The organism is Paenibacillus periandrae (assembly GCF_022458865.1).
GTDB lineage: Bacteria > Bacillota > Bacilli > Paenibacillales > NBRC-103111 > Paenibacillus_S > Paenibacillus_S periandrae.
Genome location: NZ_JAJNMU010000005.1, coordinates 99334 through 116434, shown reverse-complemented (window position 1 = coordinate 116434; position 17101 = coordinate 99334). Strand labels below are relative to the sequence as shown.

General features: G+C 48.8%; 11 protein-coding genes. 5 read left to right on the top strand and 6 right to left on the bottom strand.

Annotated features, from left to right (window positions below; translation table 11 throughout):
* Positions 1–268: 268 nt before the first annotated feature.
* From LRL21_RS09525 to LRL21_RS09510, 4 genes are all read right to left on the bottom strand, one after another.
* Positions 269–2053, bottom strand: coding sequence for a cache domain-containing sensor histidine kinase (locus tag LRL21_RS09525; RefSeq protein WP_240415548.1), 1785 nt, complete (start codon positions 2051–2053; stop codon positions 269–271).
* A gap of 209 nt (positions 2054–2262) precedes the next feature.
* A complete protein-coding gene (locus tag LRL21_RS09520) occupies positions 2263–3642 on the bottom strand; it encodes an ABC transporter substrate-binding protein (RefSeq protein ID WP_240415547.1) in 1380 nt (459 codons plus the stop codon).
* Positions 3643–3707: 65 nt separating this feature from the next.
* Entirely contained in the window at positions 3708–4538 is an 831-nt protein-coding gene (locus LRL21_RS09515; RefSeq protein WP_240415546.1) for a carbohydrate ABC transporter permease, read from the bottom strand.
* Between the two features lie 4 nt (positions 4539–4542).
* Complete coding sequence (locus LRL21_RS09510; protein ID WP_240415545.1) at positions 4543–5496, bottom strand: carbohydrate ABC transporter permease; 954 nt, start codon at positions 5494–5496, stop codon at positions 4543–4545.
* A 204-nt stretch (positions 5497–5700) separates the two neighbouring features.
* On the opposite strand from LRL21_RS09510, the gene LRL21_RS09505 reads away from it, so the two are divergent.
* Together LRL21_RS09505 and LRL21_RS09500 are read left to right on the top strand one after the other, a co-directional pair.
* Positions 5701–6306 carry a histidine phosphatase family protein gene (locus LRL21_RS09505; protein WP_240415544.1) on the top strand — a complete coding sequence of 202 codons (606 nt, stop codon included), beginning with the start codon at positions 5701–5703 and terminating at the stop codon, positions 6304–6306.
* An 88-nt stretch (positions 6307–6394) separates the two neighbouring features.
* A complete protein-coding gene (locus tag LRL21_RS09500) occupies positions 6395–8047 on the top strand; it encodes a glutamine--tRNA ligase/YqeY domain fusion protein (protein WP_240415806.1) in 1653 nt (550 codons plus the stop codon).
* A gap of 167 nt (positions 8048–8214) precedes the next feature.
* Here the strand turns inward: LRL21_RS09500 and LRL21_RS09495 are convergent, their stop codons facing one another.
* On the bottom strand, positions 8215–9312 hold the full coding sequence (locus tag LRL21_RS09495; RefSeq protein ID WP_240415542.1) for a CdaR family transcriptional regulator: 1098 nt from the start codon (positions 9310–9312) through the stop codon (positions 8215–8217).
* 179 nt (positions 9313–9491) lie between these two features.
* On the opposite strand from LRL21_RS09495, the gene LRL21_RS09490 reads away from it, so the two are divergent.
* Entirely contained in the window at positions 9492–10634 is a 1143-nt protein-coding gene (locus LRL21_RS09490; RefSeq protein WP_240415540.1) for a glycerate kinase family protein, read from the top strand.
* Positions 10635–10768: 134 nt separating this feature from the next.
* Here LRL21_RS09490 and LRL21_RS09485 read toward each other — a convergent pair whose 3' ends face one another.
* Positions 10769–14614: a S8 family serine peptidase gene (locus LRL21_RS09485; protein WP_240415538.1), complete on the bottom strand. Its 3846-nt coding sequence runs from the start codon at positions 14612–14614 to the stop codon at positions 10769–10771.
* Between the two features lie 268 nt (positions 14615–14882).
* Here LRL21_RS09485 and cls point away from each other — a divergent pair, with 268 nt between their 5' ends.
* On the top strand, positions 14883–16355 hold the full coding sequence (gene cls / locus LRL21_RS09480) for a cardiolipin synthase (RefSeq protein ID WP_240415536.1): 1473 nt from the start codon (positions 14883–14885) through the stop codon (positions 16353–16355).
* A gap of 35 nt (positions 16356–16390) precedes the next feature.
* Positions 16391–17050 carry a serine/threonine protein kinase gene (locus tag LRL21_RS09475; RefSeq protein WP_240415535.1) on the top strand — a complete coding sequence of 220 codons (660 nt, stop codon included), beginning with the start codon at positions 16391–16393 and terminating at the stop codon, positions 17048–17050.
* Positions 17051–17101: the final 51 nt, after the last annotated feature.

The following is a 17101-nucleotide window of genomic DNA, read 5'->3' as shown; positions in this document are numbered from 1 at the left end:
CTTTCCGTAGGAAAGCTGGCGTCGTGAGCATAAACCAGAAGTTCGGTGAATCATGAGCGGAGCGGCCGAATGATCCTGTAGAAGCGTCAGCGTTCGCCTACACGCTTTCTGTAAGAAAGCGACTACGAAAGCATAGGCTGTTTCTGTACTTTTACCGCTAAATATCTTATAAAATCAAAAATACGGAAACAACAGTGATCGGAGGGATATTTGACCGAGCAGCGGGACGTATTCACCGGACTTCCAGGTGAGATTTCCTATAGGAAAGCTACTGCTTTCTAAATGTGACGATAGCTACGGTCCCCGTCTCGGGGCTGCTCTCGTAGCTGAGGCCATAGGACATGCCGTAATTCAGCTGCAGCCGCTTGTGTACGTTGCACACGCCAAAGCCGACAGCTTCTTCGCCCTTCATCATGACTTCCTGCAGCGCACGCTTGATGTGCGCCAGCTGCTCAGCCGACATTCCAGGTCCGTTGTCCTCTACACGAATGACACCATTCTCGCCCAGGATCGTACCGACAATACGAATGTGGCCTTTCTTGCGAATCTGCTTCATACCGTGATAGATCGCGTTTTCAACGAGCGGCTGCAGTGTCAGCTTGACCATTTTAAAATCCAGTAGCTCGGGATCGATCTCAATGCTGTACGTAAAGCTGTCGCCATAGCGCATTTGCTGTATCGTAAAATAATGGTTGATATGCTCGATTTCCTGAGATACGGGAATAATTTCACTGCCTTTGCTGATCGAGATACGGAAAAAATCGGCAAGTGCAGACACCATTTGACTGGCTTCTTTTTTTTCGTCCATTTCGATCAAATGTTTGATGGAATAAAGCGTGTTATATAAAAAATGCGGACGAATCTGAAATTGCAGCGCTGCCAGCTCAGCTGAGCGTTTCTTTTCCTGTTCTTCCTCAACCTGGACAAGCAGCTGCTGGATCCGCTTCAACATATCGCGCATGCCGCGGTTCAGCACGCCAATTTCATTGTTCGGATATTCCTTGAATTCGATATCGAGGTGCCCTTCTTCGATTGTATTGATTTTGCGGGTCAATTGAATAATCGGCTTCGTTATATAGTTGGCCATAACATTGGAGAAAATAACCACGATCACGAACAGAATCGACAAAACCGCCAAACTGAGGTATTTGATATAGCTGACCTTGTCCAGCAGTTCTTCCTTCGGAATGACAGCAGCGATTTTCCATCTGTTGATTCGGAGCGTATCATAGACGACCAGCATTTCCTTGCCGTATTCGTTGGTTATCGTCATTTGTCCGGACGGCTGCTTCGTTTGCAGAATTTGGGGCTGCAGATCGGCATCCTTGATATCGTATTTGTCGGCAATTTTTTTGTAGGAGATCAGACCGTCCTCGCTCACGAGACAGAGATAGCCATTATTACTGATAGTTGGCGTAGTCAGGATCGTTTTGAAAAAGGAGTCCTTAATATTAAAAAGAATAATGCCTTTGCTGTGATCTACGTCTTTACCGAGCAGCTTATACAGGCTGACGACCTTGCCGTTGTAATTTTTATTTAACGATGCTGCAACCGGATCGGTGTGCAGGGTCAGCCAATGGATTACGGAGGTGGGATCGGTTGCCTGCCGAAGCTTGTAAGGCTCAAGAGAAATTCTGACCTGTACGGTCAGATCATCCTTTCGGTAAAACGCAGGGCGGTCATAATTGTAATAAAGCAAAGTCGAGTCGATCAAGGCCCGGTCGGGGAAAGCCCGGTTCAGTGCTTTGTTCAACAGTAAGTAATCATCGGAGTGCAGCTGGTATTCGGGATTTTGTGTACGTATCGTTATATCGGACAAATCGGAATCGCTGTCAAGAATAGTCAGACTGGTGACCACATCGGTTAATTTATCGTTCAAAAAGCTTTGGGTTTGCGATACGGTATCGGAAATACTCGTAAATGCATTTTGCTGCAGCTGGTCGGAAGCGAGCAGGTAGGAGAACAATCCGGTAATAAAGACGAACAATGTCATTACCGGGATAAATAATCGTAAAATGGATGATTTCAGCGAACGGTTGCGGATGAACGACAAGACTAATCCCCCCATGGTTTCATGATAGCATAAGGCCTGATTAAATAGAGGGTTTAAAATGGAAAAAACAACCAAGCCATGAAACAGCGTCGACATCTACCCACGAGGAGGCAGTTGCAGCGCTGTTCCAAAAGGCTGGCTTGGCAGCATTCAGCTTATTTTTTTACACGCATCCTATTAATTGCTGTGCATGGCCGGAAAAGAACAGACTACTTTTTAATACTCTTATCGTATTCCGCCTTGGCCTTCTCCATCGCGCTGGCCCATCCATCGAGGAAGGCTTCCGCCGTCATGGACCCGGACATCACCTTCTGGAAGTTAGGCTCCAATGTCTGAGCCAGGATGCTGCTGTAATCCGGTAAGTAGATCGGTACGTCCAGCACGACCGTATCTTTATCGGCCATGACCTTGGCACCGTCCTGGATATGCTGTGACTTCTTCACATAGTCGCTTTGCAAGGCGTCTGCATGGATTGGCATTTGTCCGATTTTTTCATTCCAATACGCTTGCGATTCACTGGAAAGGATGAATTTGAAGAATTCCCACGTTTCTTCTGGGTGCTTGCTGTTTTTGAAAATGCCGTAGCCGTTAGCGCTTGGGGCTACAATAGTTTTGCCGGTGCTGGATTTGGGCAGGATCGTTGCGGCGAATTTGCCTTCACCGATCGATTGCACATGGTTGTTGTAGGAACCAAAATTGTGCTGAACAATGGCAGCTGTTCCGGTATCGAACGTAGCGACCATCTCCTTGTAGGCGTTCGTAATATCGCTTGTTGGTGTATATTTCTTATACATGCCCACATATTTTTTGAGGAACTCCAGGTTCTTCGGATCGTTGACCGTTGCTTTACCCTTATCGTTAAAATAACGCTCCACACCGGAATAGGCGTACATCGCGGTTGTCAGCTGGTTAATACTGCCTACACCGCCGCGAATCGTATAACCAAACCGGTTCTTGCTGGCATCGGTCAGCTTCTCGACATCCTTAAAATAGTCATCCCAGGTCGTTGGCGGGTTCAGTCCGGCTTCTTTAATCCAGTCACTCCGGTACCAGAACACATCCATATACATCGTGCCGGGAATTTGATACAGCTTCTTGTCGGGCACCAGTGTACGGTTGTAGTCGATCAAGCTCTTGGTGATTTTATCCTTATCGCTCCATTTATCGAAGTAAGGGTCGAGGGCAAGCAGTACTCCCTTGGCAGCAAAGTCAGAAATCCAGATATTATTGACGCCAGCGATATCCGGCGTATCGTTGGAGGCGATAGCGACATCATATTTCTGTTTGGCTGAGGTGCTGGGAATCCCGACGTATTCGACGGTGATGTTGGGGTTTTTAGCTTGAAAGCGCTTAATAATTTCTTGCAAATAAGGCGTTCGGTCCGGTCCGGCGTTCTCATCCCAGAAGGTGATCTTCACATTTTCAGCGGGCTTGGCCGGAGCGGCCGGTTTGGCGGTGTCCGCAGGCTTGCTGCTGGCTGGAGTACTGGCAGTGCCACTATTCGCCGCCGTATCGCCACTCCCGCAGCCTGTCAAAACGGAGAAACCAATTGCCCCCAAAGTAAGCATCGAAGTCATTTTTTTTAACATGCGATCCACATCTCCCTTTCAATCTCCTACATGTATGCTAATCCCCGAGGGAAATTAGTTCAAGCTTAACCTTTGACGGCACCAGAGCCCATGCCCTGAACGAGATATTTTTGTACAAAAGCGAACAAAATGACGGCAGGCAGTAAAGAAATCAAGCTTCCGGCTGCAAGTGCGCCGTAGTGGATATCGAATTCGCCCTGCATATACCGCAAACCGACAGGCAGTGTGAACAAGGCAGGCTTGCTGATAAACATCAGAGCGAACAGAAACTCGTTCCAGGCACTGATGAAGGTGAACACGGTTGTGGCTACAATACCCGGCAGCAGGATAGGGAAGATCACGAGGAAGATCGCTTTCAACCGGCTGCAGCCATCGACCATTGCCGCTTCCTCCAGCGCCTCAGGAATATTGCTGATAAACCCGCTCATGAGCAGCGAATTGAACGGAAGCTGGAACGTGCTGTACGTAATAATGAGAGCGAACAGGCTGCTTGTCAGCCCCAACTGCTTAAAAATCATGAATAATGGAATGAGCAGCATCGCGCCCGGTACAAATTGTGTACAGAGCAGCATGATCATAAAAGCACCCTTGCCCTTGAACGTAAAACGGCTGATTGCGTAGCCTACCAGTACCGAGCAGATCAGCACGACGATGACGGTCATGGCTGAGACGAACACGCTGTTTTTGAAAAAAACCGAGAAGCCAACGTTGTTCCACGCCACCAAGTAATTTTCAAAGGTTATATGCTCGGGCCAATAACGAATCGGCAAACGGGTGATTTCGCCTTCCTGTTTCAGGGAGGTGACTACAGCCCAATAGAGGGGGAATAAGGTGAATGCCATCGCTGCGAGCAGAGGCAGTCTTAATACGAATAAACGGTCCAAGCTTTTTAGCATCTGTCTAGCCCTCCTTGCCAAAACGACTCAATTTCAAATAACCCATAGCAAACACAAGCAGGATTAGAAAGCTGATGACGGTCAGTGCAGAGCCGTATCCGAAGTTTTGCGCAACAATCGCTTGATTGGCCACATACATGGTCAGTGTTGTTGTTGCATTAGCCGGACCGCCGCCTGTCATCGTGAAGATCAAATCGACATTGTTAAATTCCCAAACCGCACGCAGGAGCGTGGAGAGGATAATTGAATTTTTGAGAAAAGGAATCGTAATGTGAATGAACGACTTCCATCTCCCTGCCCCATCGACAGTTGCCGACTCGTACAAATCCTGAGGAATTGTTTGCAGTGCGGCCAGCATCGTGATCGTGAAGAAGGGGATTCCCCGCCATAGCTCGGTAATAATAATCGCCGGGAACACGGTATTGATATCGGCCAGCCAGGCAAAGTTCTTATCAATGAACCCCAGCTTGATAAACAGGCTGTTGATCAGTCCCATATGCTCGTTGAACAGCAGCGACCACATGGTGGAGGTAATGACCCCGGAGACTGCCCAAGGCATGATTGCGATGGAACGGAACAGTCCGCGCATGGCAAAGGTCTGTGTCAGCAGCAGGGCAATCAGCAATCCGAACAGGAGTTGAAATACGACCTCGATGGTCACCCATTTGAAAGATATGAGCAGGCTCGAAGCGAACAGCTCATCGGTGGTGAAGATGGCCTTGAAATTGTCCAAGCCGATAAAGCCATTATAGTAAGGCTTGGCGGGGTTAAAATTCTGAAAGCTGTAATAGAATACATTCGCCATCGGGTAAAACAGAAAGCCCATAATGAGCAGTACAGCGGGGGCAATCAGCAAATAGGGCATCCAATAGGTGCGAGGCCGTTTCTTTCGATGCCGCAAGCGCTGGTTTGCCGCGGTGGTCGGCAGCTTGTCAGTGTAGGTGGAATCGGTACTCATCAGGTTCCTCTCTTTCAGTAAGCTTTGATGTGTGATGAACAGTTGGGGTATGTAGTAACTATAGAGGCAATTCCCTTTATCTGGAATCCAAAATCTTTTTCGCTTTGTTAAATATCTTTTCATCTTTATAATGAATAGTAATCAAAAGCACTTATTTCAGCGGAGGTTGAAACCAAAATAGCGATACGAGAGGAGAACACCCTTATGAACACGACGATCTACTGGGTACGGCATGCAGAGTCCCCCTTTTCTCTGGAAAATGAACGGCTGCGGGGATTGTCACCCGAAGGCTTCACGAATGCGGCAGCAGTGGCTGAAATATTGGCGCAGGAACAGCTGGAGGCTGTAGTGTCCAGCCCATACACCCGCGCGGTTCAAACAGTGGAGGGTGCTGCGGCGAAGCTTGGCTTGACGATTGAGCTGGAAGAAAATTTGCGTGAGCGACCGCTGGCGAGTTTGGATCACGTTATTGAGGATCACGATTTTATGGCTGCCATAGAGCGTGCCTTTTCCGATCATGATTATGCGCTGCCTGGCGGGGAATCGAATCATGAGGCACAGCGGCGGGGAATGGAAGCCTTGCAGCGTGTGCTGGATCGTCATCAAGGGAAGCGAATTGCCATCGGTACCCACGGAAATATCATGACGATTCTGCTGAGTTATTGGGACAAAGAAGCTTATGGCTTGGCGTTTTGGAAGCAGATCTCGAAGCCTGATATTTATAAAATGGTCTTGGATGAACAGCAGCAGCTGGTGGCCGTAAGTCGCTTATGGCCTGTCAATCCACAGATTTCCCCAATAAATTCATAGATTCATAGATTCAAGCATTATATTTCTCGGCGTTTTTGTGTATGATAGGGTATAAAACTAAACTACTGCATGAGAAAGGTTGATTGTATTGGAGAATCCGTCTGTTTCATCCCATTTTATTAAAAACATTGTCATTGACGACTTGCAATCCGGTAAAGTCAACCATGTCGTGACACGTTTTCCGCCGGAGCCGAACGGTTATTTGCACATAGGACATGCCAAATCGATCTGCCTTAATTTTGAGCTGGCTGACGATTTCAAGGGTCGCACGAACCTTCGTTTTGACGATACGAATCCTCTTAAAGAGGATACTGAATATGTGGAAGCGATCAAGGAGGATGTCCGCTGGCTCGGCTTTGAGTGGGACGGGTTGTTTTTTGCTTCCGATTATTTTGAAGAGATGTATGAGCGGGCTGTGCTGCTGATCCGTAAAGGAAAGGCATATATCGATGACCAATCGGCGGAGGAAATCCGTTTAACCCGCGGAAGCTTGACACAGCCGGGGCAAAACAGTCCGCATCGTGACCGCAGCGTGGAAGAGAACCTTGATCTGTTTGCCCGTATGCGGAGCGGTGAGTTTAAGGACGGCGATAAAATTTTGCGTGCCAAAATCGACATGAGCTCGCCTAACATCAATTTGCGAGACCCTGCGCTATATCGTATTTCCCACACAACCCATCACAATACGGGGGATACCTGGTGTATTTACCCGATGTATGCTTTTGCTCATCCACTTGAGGATGCGATAGAGGGTGTGACCCATTCAATCTGTACGCTGGAATTTGAGGATCAACGTCCGTTCTATGATTGGGTCATTGCGGAATGCGAAATGGAGCATCAACCGAAGCAGTATGAATTCGCGCGGCTCAATATTACAAATACGGTCATGAGCAAAAGATTCCTGAAGCAGCTGGTCGATGAAAAGATTGTGGACGGCTGGGACGATCCGCGGATGCCTACCATTAGCGGTTTGCGCCGCAAGGGCTATACACCGGAGGCGATTCGCAGCTTTGTACGCGAAGCGGGCGTAGCCAAAAGCAACAGCACGGTAGATGAGCGGATGCTGGAGCATTTTATACGTGAGGATTTGAAGCTCAAATCGCCAAGAACGATGGCGGTGCTGCGTCCTCTGAAGGTGATCATCACGAACTACCCGGAAGGTCAGGTCGAGATGCTGGAGGCGGAAAACAATTCGGAGAATCCGGAGATGGGCAATCGCGAGGTTCCGTTCTCACGGGAAATCTATATCGAGCAGGACGATTTTATGGAGACACCGCCGAACAAATATTTCCGGCTGTTTCCCGGCAATGAAGTGCGCCTGAAAAATGCATATTTTATCAAATGCCACGATTTTGTTAAGGATGAGCAGGGCAATGTGACAGAAATTCACTGCACCTACGATATCGAGACGAAGAGCGGCAGCGGGTTTACCGGACGCAAGGTCAAGGGGACGATTCATTGGGTCGAAGCCAGTCAGGCGCTGCCTGCTGAATTCCGTCTGTATGAGCCGCTTATTTTGGATGAGGAAAAAGGCGACAGCGATTCGTTCATGGAGCATATCAACCCCAACTCTCTGGAAGTGCTCCAAGGCTTTGTAGAGTCCAATATGAGCTCAGCGCAGCCGCAGGACAAATTCCAATTTTTCCGGCATGGATACTTCAACGTCGATACGAAACGCTCGGAACCGGGCAAGCCTGTGTTTAACCGGATTGTATCGCTCAAAAGTTCGTTTGTCGTTTAGGTTGAGTGAAGCCAGATTTAGCTGGCGTATAGGTATGGATATGAACCGACGGTCCCTTAACGGATGATCGTCGGTTTTTATTGTAATCGTGCAGCCGCGGATTAACAAAGGTTGTGTGGCGCTCGGTGTCGTAATGGGGCACAATGATGCCGTTCACACAAACGAGTCTATTCCTTTGTTTTCTTTGCATCATAGATCCATATCGCCATCTGGAGCGCCGTGGCGTCCTGAAAGTTCTGCGGGTCGTATCCGGTCAGCTCTTTGATCCGTTTGAGTCGATAGATCAAGGTGTTTCGGTGTACGAATAAGGCTTGTGCGGCTTCCTGGATATTCAAATTGCAATCAAAAAAAACCTGGAGCGTTCGTACCGATTGCTCGGATATATCGGGGAAAATCCGGTCCACGAACCTTTGCTTCACGTCAGCATCAGAAGTGTGAACAATGGTTTGCGGCTCCATTCCCGCATAGCTATTCCATGGAGCCGCAGGACTGCCATGCCTCAGAGCCGCCTCTGCTTCCTGATAAGCGATGTGAACAGCAGCGAGCTTGGATACCTGTAAGGAACAGCCGATTTGAATTTGCTGTCTGGACGGCTTCAATTCGGTAGAGAGCCTTTCCAGCATGGCATTCAAGCGGGTTTCATTCATCGCAGAGAGCAGAATAAACAGCCGATGCGTGTCCAATACGCCAACCAGAGTTTGTGCACTACCAAGCCGATCCTCGATGGCTGCGGCAAGTGGGTCATTATAGGACAAGGTCAGCTCCGTTCGCACGATAATCACAGTAAACGGTGGTTGCAGCTGTAGGCGCAGCAGCTGTAAGCGCTCGTCCACTTTATGGGCATCAAAATCCGCCTGGATTAACGCCTCAATTACGATTTCCTTCGTGCGGTTGCGCCATTCCTTCTCGGACAACAGGAAGGCTTGATTCAGCATCAGCTCTGTCGTCATTTTGACCAATGCTCCAAGCTCGGAAACCTCATCCGCTTGTCCTGTAATGCCGATAACTCCAACGATATGCTGGTGAAACCAAACCGGTATATTAATCCCGCACTGGCTGCCCTTCCATAGCTCTTTATTCGCTTCATTAATCAATAACGGTTTGCCGGAGCGAATGGCCTCAATAGCTCCCATATGCCGTTCTCCCAGCCTTGACAGGTCGCCAGAGGCGATAATTCGTCCATCCGTATCCATAATATTGATGTTTCGATGCAGCCGTTCCATTGTCTCCCGGACAATATGCTCAGCCATTTCACGAGTTAGCAACGTCCAACCTCCTATGCACAAAAAAAAGCCTGGATATGAAACTTTTTTTATCGTTTGTAACTGAATATTTCTAATTTCCCATCCTTTATAATGAGAATGAAAGCAGGCAGCTGAAATTCGAATTGTAGTATTCCATATATGTATTATAGACTTAAATCTGTAGGAAGGTGGATCATCCGATGAAAATTATTATTGCCCCTGATTCGTTCAAAGGCAGCATTAGTGCGAGTAACGCGGCCCAGGCGATAGAACGTGGCATCAAAAGATATATGCCGCATGCACAAACCATTCTGGTACCTGTAGCTGATGGTGGGGAGGGTACGCTGGATTGCCTTATTGCCGCAGCCGGAGGCGTCAAAATGCCAGCCACGGTTACAGGACCTCTCGGAGCTCCGGTGTCAGCCGAGTATGGATTATTGGAGCCGGATCAGACCGCCGTTATCGAAATGGCGACAGCCTCCGGGCTTTATCTGATCCCATCAGAGGAGCGTAACCCGCTTCTGGCGACAACTTATGGTACCGGCGAGCTGATTCGTCATGCCCTAGATGCCGGATGCCGCAGCTTTCTGCTTGCGCTTGGAGGCAGTGCTACAAATGATGGTGGTGCCGGAATGCTGCAGGCTCTTGGCATGCGGCTGTTGGACTCAGAAGGCAATTCTGTAGGCTATGGCGGCGGTGCTCTGGACCGGATTGCCTCGATCGATGATAGCAATTGGGACCCCAGAATAGCTGAATCTCGTTTTTTGATCGCATCCGATGTGCAAAATCCGTTTATCGGGCCGAACGGTGCCTCGCGTGTATTCGGGCCACAAAAAGGCGCCAGCCCTGAAATGGTGGAGCAGCTGGAGCTGAATCTGACGGCATGGGCCGATATCATTGCAATCAAAACGGGCAAGCGTGTGCATCAATTACCTGGAGCCGGAGCGGCTGGCGGCATTAGCGGCGCATTCCTCGCGTTTTTTCCTGCCTCGATCAAACGGGGTATCGATATTGTCATCGAATACTCGCATCTGCGAGACCATTTACAGGCTGCTGATTTGGTTATTACCGGCGAGGGGCAAATTGATTTTCAGACAGCTTCCGGGAAAACACCCATGGGTATCGCGCAGGAAGCGCACAAATTAGGTGTTCCGACCATTTGTCTGGCGGGCTCGGTAGGCCGGGGGATCGAGGCTTTGTATGAGGTAGGTATTATGAGCGTTCACAGTATCGTGACCGGACCGATGACCCTGCAGGAAGCCATGGGCCGTGCGTCAGAGTTGCTGGAGCTAACTGCGGAGCAGGTGGTTCGTACCTTCCATGCATCTGCACAAAAGGATTAGCAGCCCTACGTATCATACCTCATATAATTTCCGTAATAAGTAAAAACGACCTCCAAAACCACTGTGATAATGGGATTTGGAGGTCATTTTATATCACCCTATTACGATGTGCATAGTGGGGGCTTATTTACAGACTATTTGCCTGTTAAATCAAGCAGACGCTTGATAACAACTGCGGCTTCAGCACGACTGGCTGTGTCTGAAGGTTTAAACGTTCCATCTGGAAATCCACTCAAAAGACCCACCCCACTAGCAAGTTGAACACTGCTCCGCGCCCAACTGCCAGTTTGGTTGTCGTCGGTGAACTTGACCTCCTGTGTAGAAGTGATTTCACTCACCGGTTTACCCGTCCCTTTGCTGTAGGCTCTGATGATCATCACCGCCATCTGCTCGCGGGAAATGAGCTGATTAGGTGCAAAGGTCGTGGCATCCAAGCCTTCAATGATTCCGGCGTCATAAGCCTGATAAACCACATCGTTGAACCAGTCACCAGACTTCACATCCTGAAACGTCCCCGCGCTCTTTGACGTTTGGAGGCCAAGCGTTCTGACGAGCAGCGCTGCGAATTCGGCACGGGTCAGCTTATGCTCCGGGCCGAATGTTTGGTCGGTAATTCCCGTTACAATAGTTTTTGAAGCCAGCAGCTCAACCTCGCTTTTCGCCCAATGTGTGGTCATGTCTGTGAACGTTTTATTGTTTTCCAATACCACATATTGTGAAAAATGATTCGTAGAGAAAGTTAAGCTCCCATCAGCTGCAGCCTTCCCGCCTACGTAATCCCAGCTTTGCTTGGCTTCAATAAAGGTGAACACCCCAAGCTTGGGCAGCTGTACGTCCTGAGGAAGATCAACCTTCCATTGGATGGAGAGTGGTTTGGCAAAGACATGAATCGGCAGAGCGCCAAGAGTCAGGCTGAAATCATAGACCGAAGAAATGTCTCTCGCCTGATTCGGTTTCTTGCTTAAAGCAGTCGTCCCCGAGGTCGGGAGTACACTGAATGTAACGACAGCACTGCCGTCAGTCGCAGGAACAGCTCCGGCCGGAAGCTCGAACACCTGGCGTCCGATATCGATAAAGATCGATTTATTTTTTTCGGCGGCGAGCATCAGGATAGAGGCATCGAATTCAATCTGCAGCCCAGTACCCGTATTAGATGTTTTGGCATCAATCGTGATTTGGGTTGACGATGAAGACTCAAGCTCCTTTTTCAATTGTTCATTGTGAGCCTTCACTACGACGACAGCAGACGCACTCGTGTCGGTAGTGGTAGTTGTTCCACCCATTGTAGGGATGGTGCCAAAACCGCTAGGACCCCCGCTTGAACCACCACCTGGGATGCCTGTGCTTGTTGATACAGGACGAATCAGGGAGAACGTATAGGTTTTGTTCTCGCCTGTCACCGCAGATACGGTAATTGTGAATGTCGTATCACCAGAGTTCAACTGTACAACTCCAGAATTGCCTGCAGCCATAACGGTATCGTTCAATTTCACCGTAGCGGTAGACACCATCGGCTCCAGCACGACAGTAGCTTGGGTTGCGGTTGAGCTGACCGCAGCCTGGTAGCTGGTTTGCTCCGGATTAAATGTAGGGCTGATCGGAATCCCGCCGTCCAGCACGACACGTTTCAGCATACTGCCCAAGGTTCCGCTCAATCGGATAATATTGAACGTATAAGTACGTGTCGTACCGTCAGGAGCTGTCACTTTAACTTGACGTGAATTGCTTCCGACCTGGAACGGTTTGGTGTTCCTGACGATGAGACCACTGGCAACTGGCGTGCTGTCGATGACCATGCTGGCGGCCTTATTTTCCAAAAGAGCTCCAAAGCCGATGCTCGTAACCGAGTTATCGACATAAAGTGTGTAATTAAGAGTATCTCTGCTGAACTGTGGAGTCATAGACCCAGAATCATAATAGATGGAGCTGATATAGTTATTTGAAGGCAAGTATTTCCGGTAAATGGACACGGTGTAGTTTTGGGTCGTGAGATTTTCCGCTGTCACCGTAATCGTAATCGTGTTGTAGCCCTCCTTAAGAGTTACGGTGCTTGAGCCCTCTGCTGCACCTAATGCTTGACCGTTGATGCTGATTTTGGCGGCAGTTGAGTTTGCGGCTGCACTGATCTGTACGGACGTTACTGCATTTTCCTGATCAGGTATTTCATAATAGCTACGTTCTGCCTGAAATGCAGGGGATAAAGCAAATTGTCCCTGATTCAAGCTGAGCGCTTTAAGGCTGCTATCTCCGGAAGGCAGCATGGCCTTGGAATAAAGCGGACTCGATGGCACATACAGCTGATTGCTTGCTGCTGATTGCTGCACGGCGCTCACGCTGTACAACTGGTTATTCAGTGGCAGCTCTAGCCCGATGAAGGCGGTGCCTCCAGATAGTGAAACCTCGCGGTCAAGCGAAGGTATAGCTGGAGTCCATTGCCCGGTGCTTGAATCGTACTGGTTTACTTTCAACAGTACGCTGCCTGCTGAGGCAGATTGAATCGTGGCATTCACATTACCATTGTAATCGATAGCATTGATGGTAACGGGCATGTACGTATAGGTGTTGGTGGCCACAGTTGGCTGTGATGGCTGAAGGTACTTCAGTTCAAGTCTGGGTGCAGTGAACGCACGCATACCATCAATCAATCCATTACCATAAATATCATCCCTGCCAGGCACACCCAAGTCGGTTGCGGTATTTATAATAATGGTTTGAATTTGATCAGCATTCAACATTGGATTAGCCGCCTTCAGCATAGCTGCTAAGCCGGTGACATAGGGAGTTGCCATGGAGGTACCGCTTTTCATATCGTAGGCTCCACCGGGTACTGTGCTGTATATGTTTACGCCTGGTGCGACAACCTTAAGCTCGGGACCTGTATTGGTGAAGTATGCATACCTATAGGCTCCTGTGTTGTTATTCGTAATATCGTCAGAGTCAGGTTCATCAATCGCACCGACACTGATTACACCGGGATAAGCAGCCGGATAAGCGACTGGAGCATGAACGCCAGTTGCATGATTACTTTCATTACCGGAGGCAGCTACGACAATCGCACCTTTTTTCTGTGCGTACTGAATGGCATCCTGCAAATAAGGATCGATGCTATCGCCGCCCAGGCTTAAATTAATAACACTCGCTCCGCGATCGGCAGCTTCGATAATGCCGAGTCCAATCGAACGGGAGTTGCCTGTACCGTTGGCATTGGTTACTTTAATCGGAAGGATGCGGACACCACCCGCAACTCCTGCAATTCCAATGCCATTATTCGTTATGGCAGCAGCAATTCCTGCTACATGAGTGCCATGACCGTTATCATCATTCGCGTTCGCTGTCGGGAGGGACGGGTTAACGAAGTTAGCTCCCCGCTCAAGGCTGTCTTTAAGATCGGGGTGGTTCACATCTACTCCGGAGTCGACAATGGCAATTATTATGTTCTTGCGTTTCTCTGCTGATACCTTTTCCCACAGCGGGTCAAGATGGGCTGCCTTGATGCCCCACTGCTGGGGCAGCAGATCATTGGCATACACAACAGCAGAGACGCTGGGTGCTGATAGCCTGTACACATACACGGGCTGCGCATATTCCACATCAGGATTGCCATGCAGCTCTTTGATCGTCTGCCATACATCAGAGCCGGCAGGCAATTCCAACCTGACCGCACCGATACTGACATCGGTTTCCATGGATTGAGTCGAAATCTGCTGTGATACCTGGGAATGGGCAGATGCGCTTCCTTTTTTATACTTCACGATTACTTGGTCTGGCAGCATTGCTGCTTTATCGGTGAAGGCCGTATACATGGAGCTGGCATTCAAATCGCTTGATGATCGCAGGGATGATTGTGCTGTCGTGCTGTCTGCAGCCCATGCCAAGCTGGAAGTCGTCTCTGTATCATACGATTGAGCATGAGCAGGTGGGATACTCCAAATGCCCAATAGCAGGAGTGCCGATAACGCGACATTTAATATCTTCTTCAAAATAACGCCTCCTCGGCTGAACTGTAAGTTTTACCTTACAAATAAAGGTATATATAGGTAATTTCTATAGATGACAATAGAATCCTGCCTTTGTGTTTAAATAAGCTGAAAATTGTCGGATCGTGGCTGCTCGTTGCAGTTCGGAAGAGGTAGCTATGCATGCTTAAAATCTTTGTGCGTCTGACCAGATCGTCAGCTTTCGTTTTCCTACACTAGGTATGGTATCTTTAGAAGTATATAGTTGGATTAGACCAATGATGGGGGTGCGATGTTGCCAAATATAGAGGATTGGGTCGTTCCTGTATGGAAATTTATTAACAACTGGATTCCTGTCATTAACCTGTTATTTGCTGCGGTCATTATTTTTCTGGAAAGACGCAACGTGGGCGTTACCTGGGCGTGGCTTATGCTATTGCTGCTGCTGCCTTTGATTGGCTGTATTATTTATATTTTTATTGGACAGAACCTTGCGCGGCAAAAGGTGTACAGGCTGAAACCGAGAATGGAGCGCTGGGTTCGCGAGGAATTGGAGGACCAGAGGGCAGCCATTGAAAATGAAACCTATTTGTACCACGATCCTGTGGTGTCGAACTTCCGTCATTTAATTTATATGAACCTGCTAAGCAGTGTTTCGCCATTGACCCAGAACAATGAGGTCACACTGCTGACTGATGGCAAACGCAAGTTTGAGATGCTGTTGGACAAAATTGATCAGGCACAGCAGCATATCCATCTGCTTTATTACAAGGTTGGCAATGACGATACCGGACGAAGGCTGATTGAAGCATTAACACGCAAAGCGAAGGAAGGCGTGGAGGTACGGCTGCTGTATGATGATATCGGATCGCTAGACATCAGTCGCAAGCTGCTGTTGCCGCTGAGGGAAGCAGGCGGGAGTGTATATTCTTTTTTTCCATCTAAAATTCCGTACCTGAACTTTCGATTCAATTACCGGAACCATCGTAAAATTGCCATTGTGGACGGGAAGATCGGTTTTATCGGCGGTTTTAATATTGGAGATGAATATTTGGGCTTGAACACAAAGATTGGTTACTGGCGGGACACCCATTTGATGATATACGGGGACGCGGTGCATCGTCTGCAAATTCAATTCATGCGCGATTGGGATGTCGCTTCCAATCAGACGCTCTCCTTCGAGCCGGTGCTGTTCCCGGAGATGAGGGACGTGGCACGTACTGCGGTTCAGGTTGTGTCCAGCGGTCCCAATTCAGATAAGCAGCAGATCAAAAATGGCTATATCAAGATGATCTTTCAGGCAAAAAAACGAATTTATGTGCAAACCCCTTATTTTGTTCCTGATGAGGGTATGCTGAATGCGCTGCGAATTGCAGCACTGTCGGGTATTGATGTGCGGATTATGATTCCCAAAAAAGGAGACCATCGGCTGGTCCAGTGGGCATCCTATGCGCATATTGGTGACTTGCTGAGAGCGGGCGCCAAATGCTATATGTACGAAAAGGGCTTTTTGCATGCCAAAACGATCGTTGTGGATGGAGAAGCAGCCGCAGTGGGAACAGCCAATATGGACAATCGCAGCTTTGAGCTCAATTTCGAAATAACGGCTTTCCTGTACGGAACAGATGTGGCCTCAAGGCTCGAGGTAACGTTCGAACGGGATATGCAGGACTGCACCTTGATGACCTGCGAAAGCTATGATTGCCGAAATAAGCTGCTCCGTGCCGCTGAATCGGTAGCCAGATTGTTGTCGCCAATTTTATGAAATTTGGATACACGAAGAGGGAGGAATCGTCGCCCATGTTAGAGGATTTGCTTGAGCAGGTGGAGCGCAGGCTAGTACCGCACCTGAATATTGAAAGTGTGGACCCGTTGAATCCTATCGTTGTCCGTCAGGTCCCGCCTCCTTGGGTACTGTTGGGTGCAGGTAATTATGCAGCTGTTGTCAGACATCCAGATTATGAGGAATGGGTAGTCAAGGTGTATGCACCGGGTCGTCCGGGGATTGAAGAAGAGGCAGAGGTGTACCGCAGGCTGGGCTCGCATCCTGCTTACTCGGAGTGTCTGCATACGGGTGAGCGTTATTTGGTATTGAAGCGTTTGAGGGGCTTTACCTTTTATAATTGTCTGCTGCGCGGTATTCATATTCCGAAGCAGGCCATCAGGGATATCGATTCGGCACTCGATTATGCCCGTGAACGTGGCTTACATCCACATGATGTGCATGGTAAAAACGTGATGCTGGACCATGGCCGCGGTAAAGTCGTCGATGTATCGGATTTTCTGAAGGAGGACCCCTGCAGGATGTGGGATGATGTCAAAACGGCCTATAACCGGTTTTATTTTCCTGTCTTTCATAAGCTGCCTATACCTGAGCATGTCCTCAATATGATCAGAAAAAGCTATCGCTGGCTGGGTAAAAGCAGCCGCTTTGGAACAGGCTCGGGAAAAGGCACATAACATACTAGAAAATAGGGGATACTAGCAACAGGCGTTTCATTTGGGCTTTTC

Coding starts and splice junctions, on each gene's coding strand:
- LRL21_RS09510 (WP_240415545.1), bottom strand. CDS start 5,496: ATGAGTACCGATTCCACCTACACTGACAAGCTGCCGACCACCGCGGCA.
- LRL21_RS09490 (WP_240415540.1), top strand. CDS start 9,492: ATGAAAATTATTATTGCCCCTGATTCGTTCAAAGGCAGCATTAGTGCG.
- LRL21_RS09520 (WP_240415547.1), bottom strand. CDS start 3,642: ATGTTAAAAAAAATGACTTCGATGCTTACTTTGGGGGCAATTGGTTTC.
- LRL21_RS09475 (WP_240415535.1), top strand. CDS start 16,391: ATGTTAGAGGATTTGCTTGAGCAGGTGGAGCGCAGGCTAGTACCGCAC.
- LRL21_RS09505 (WP_240415544.1), top strand. CDS start 5,701: ATGAACACGACGATCTACTGGGTACGGCATGCAGAGTCCCCCTTTTCT.
- cls (WP_240415536.1), top strand. CDS start 14,883: ATGTTGCCAAATATAGAGGATTGGGTCGTTCCTGTATGGAAATTTATT.
- LRL21_RS09515 (WP_240415546.1), bottom strand. CDS start 4,538: ATGCTAAAAAGCTTGGACCGTTTATTCGTATTAAGACTGCCTCTGCTC.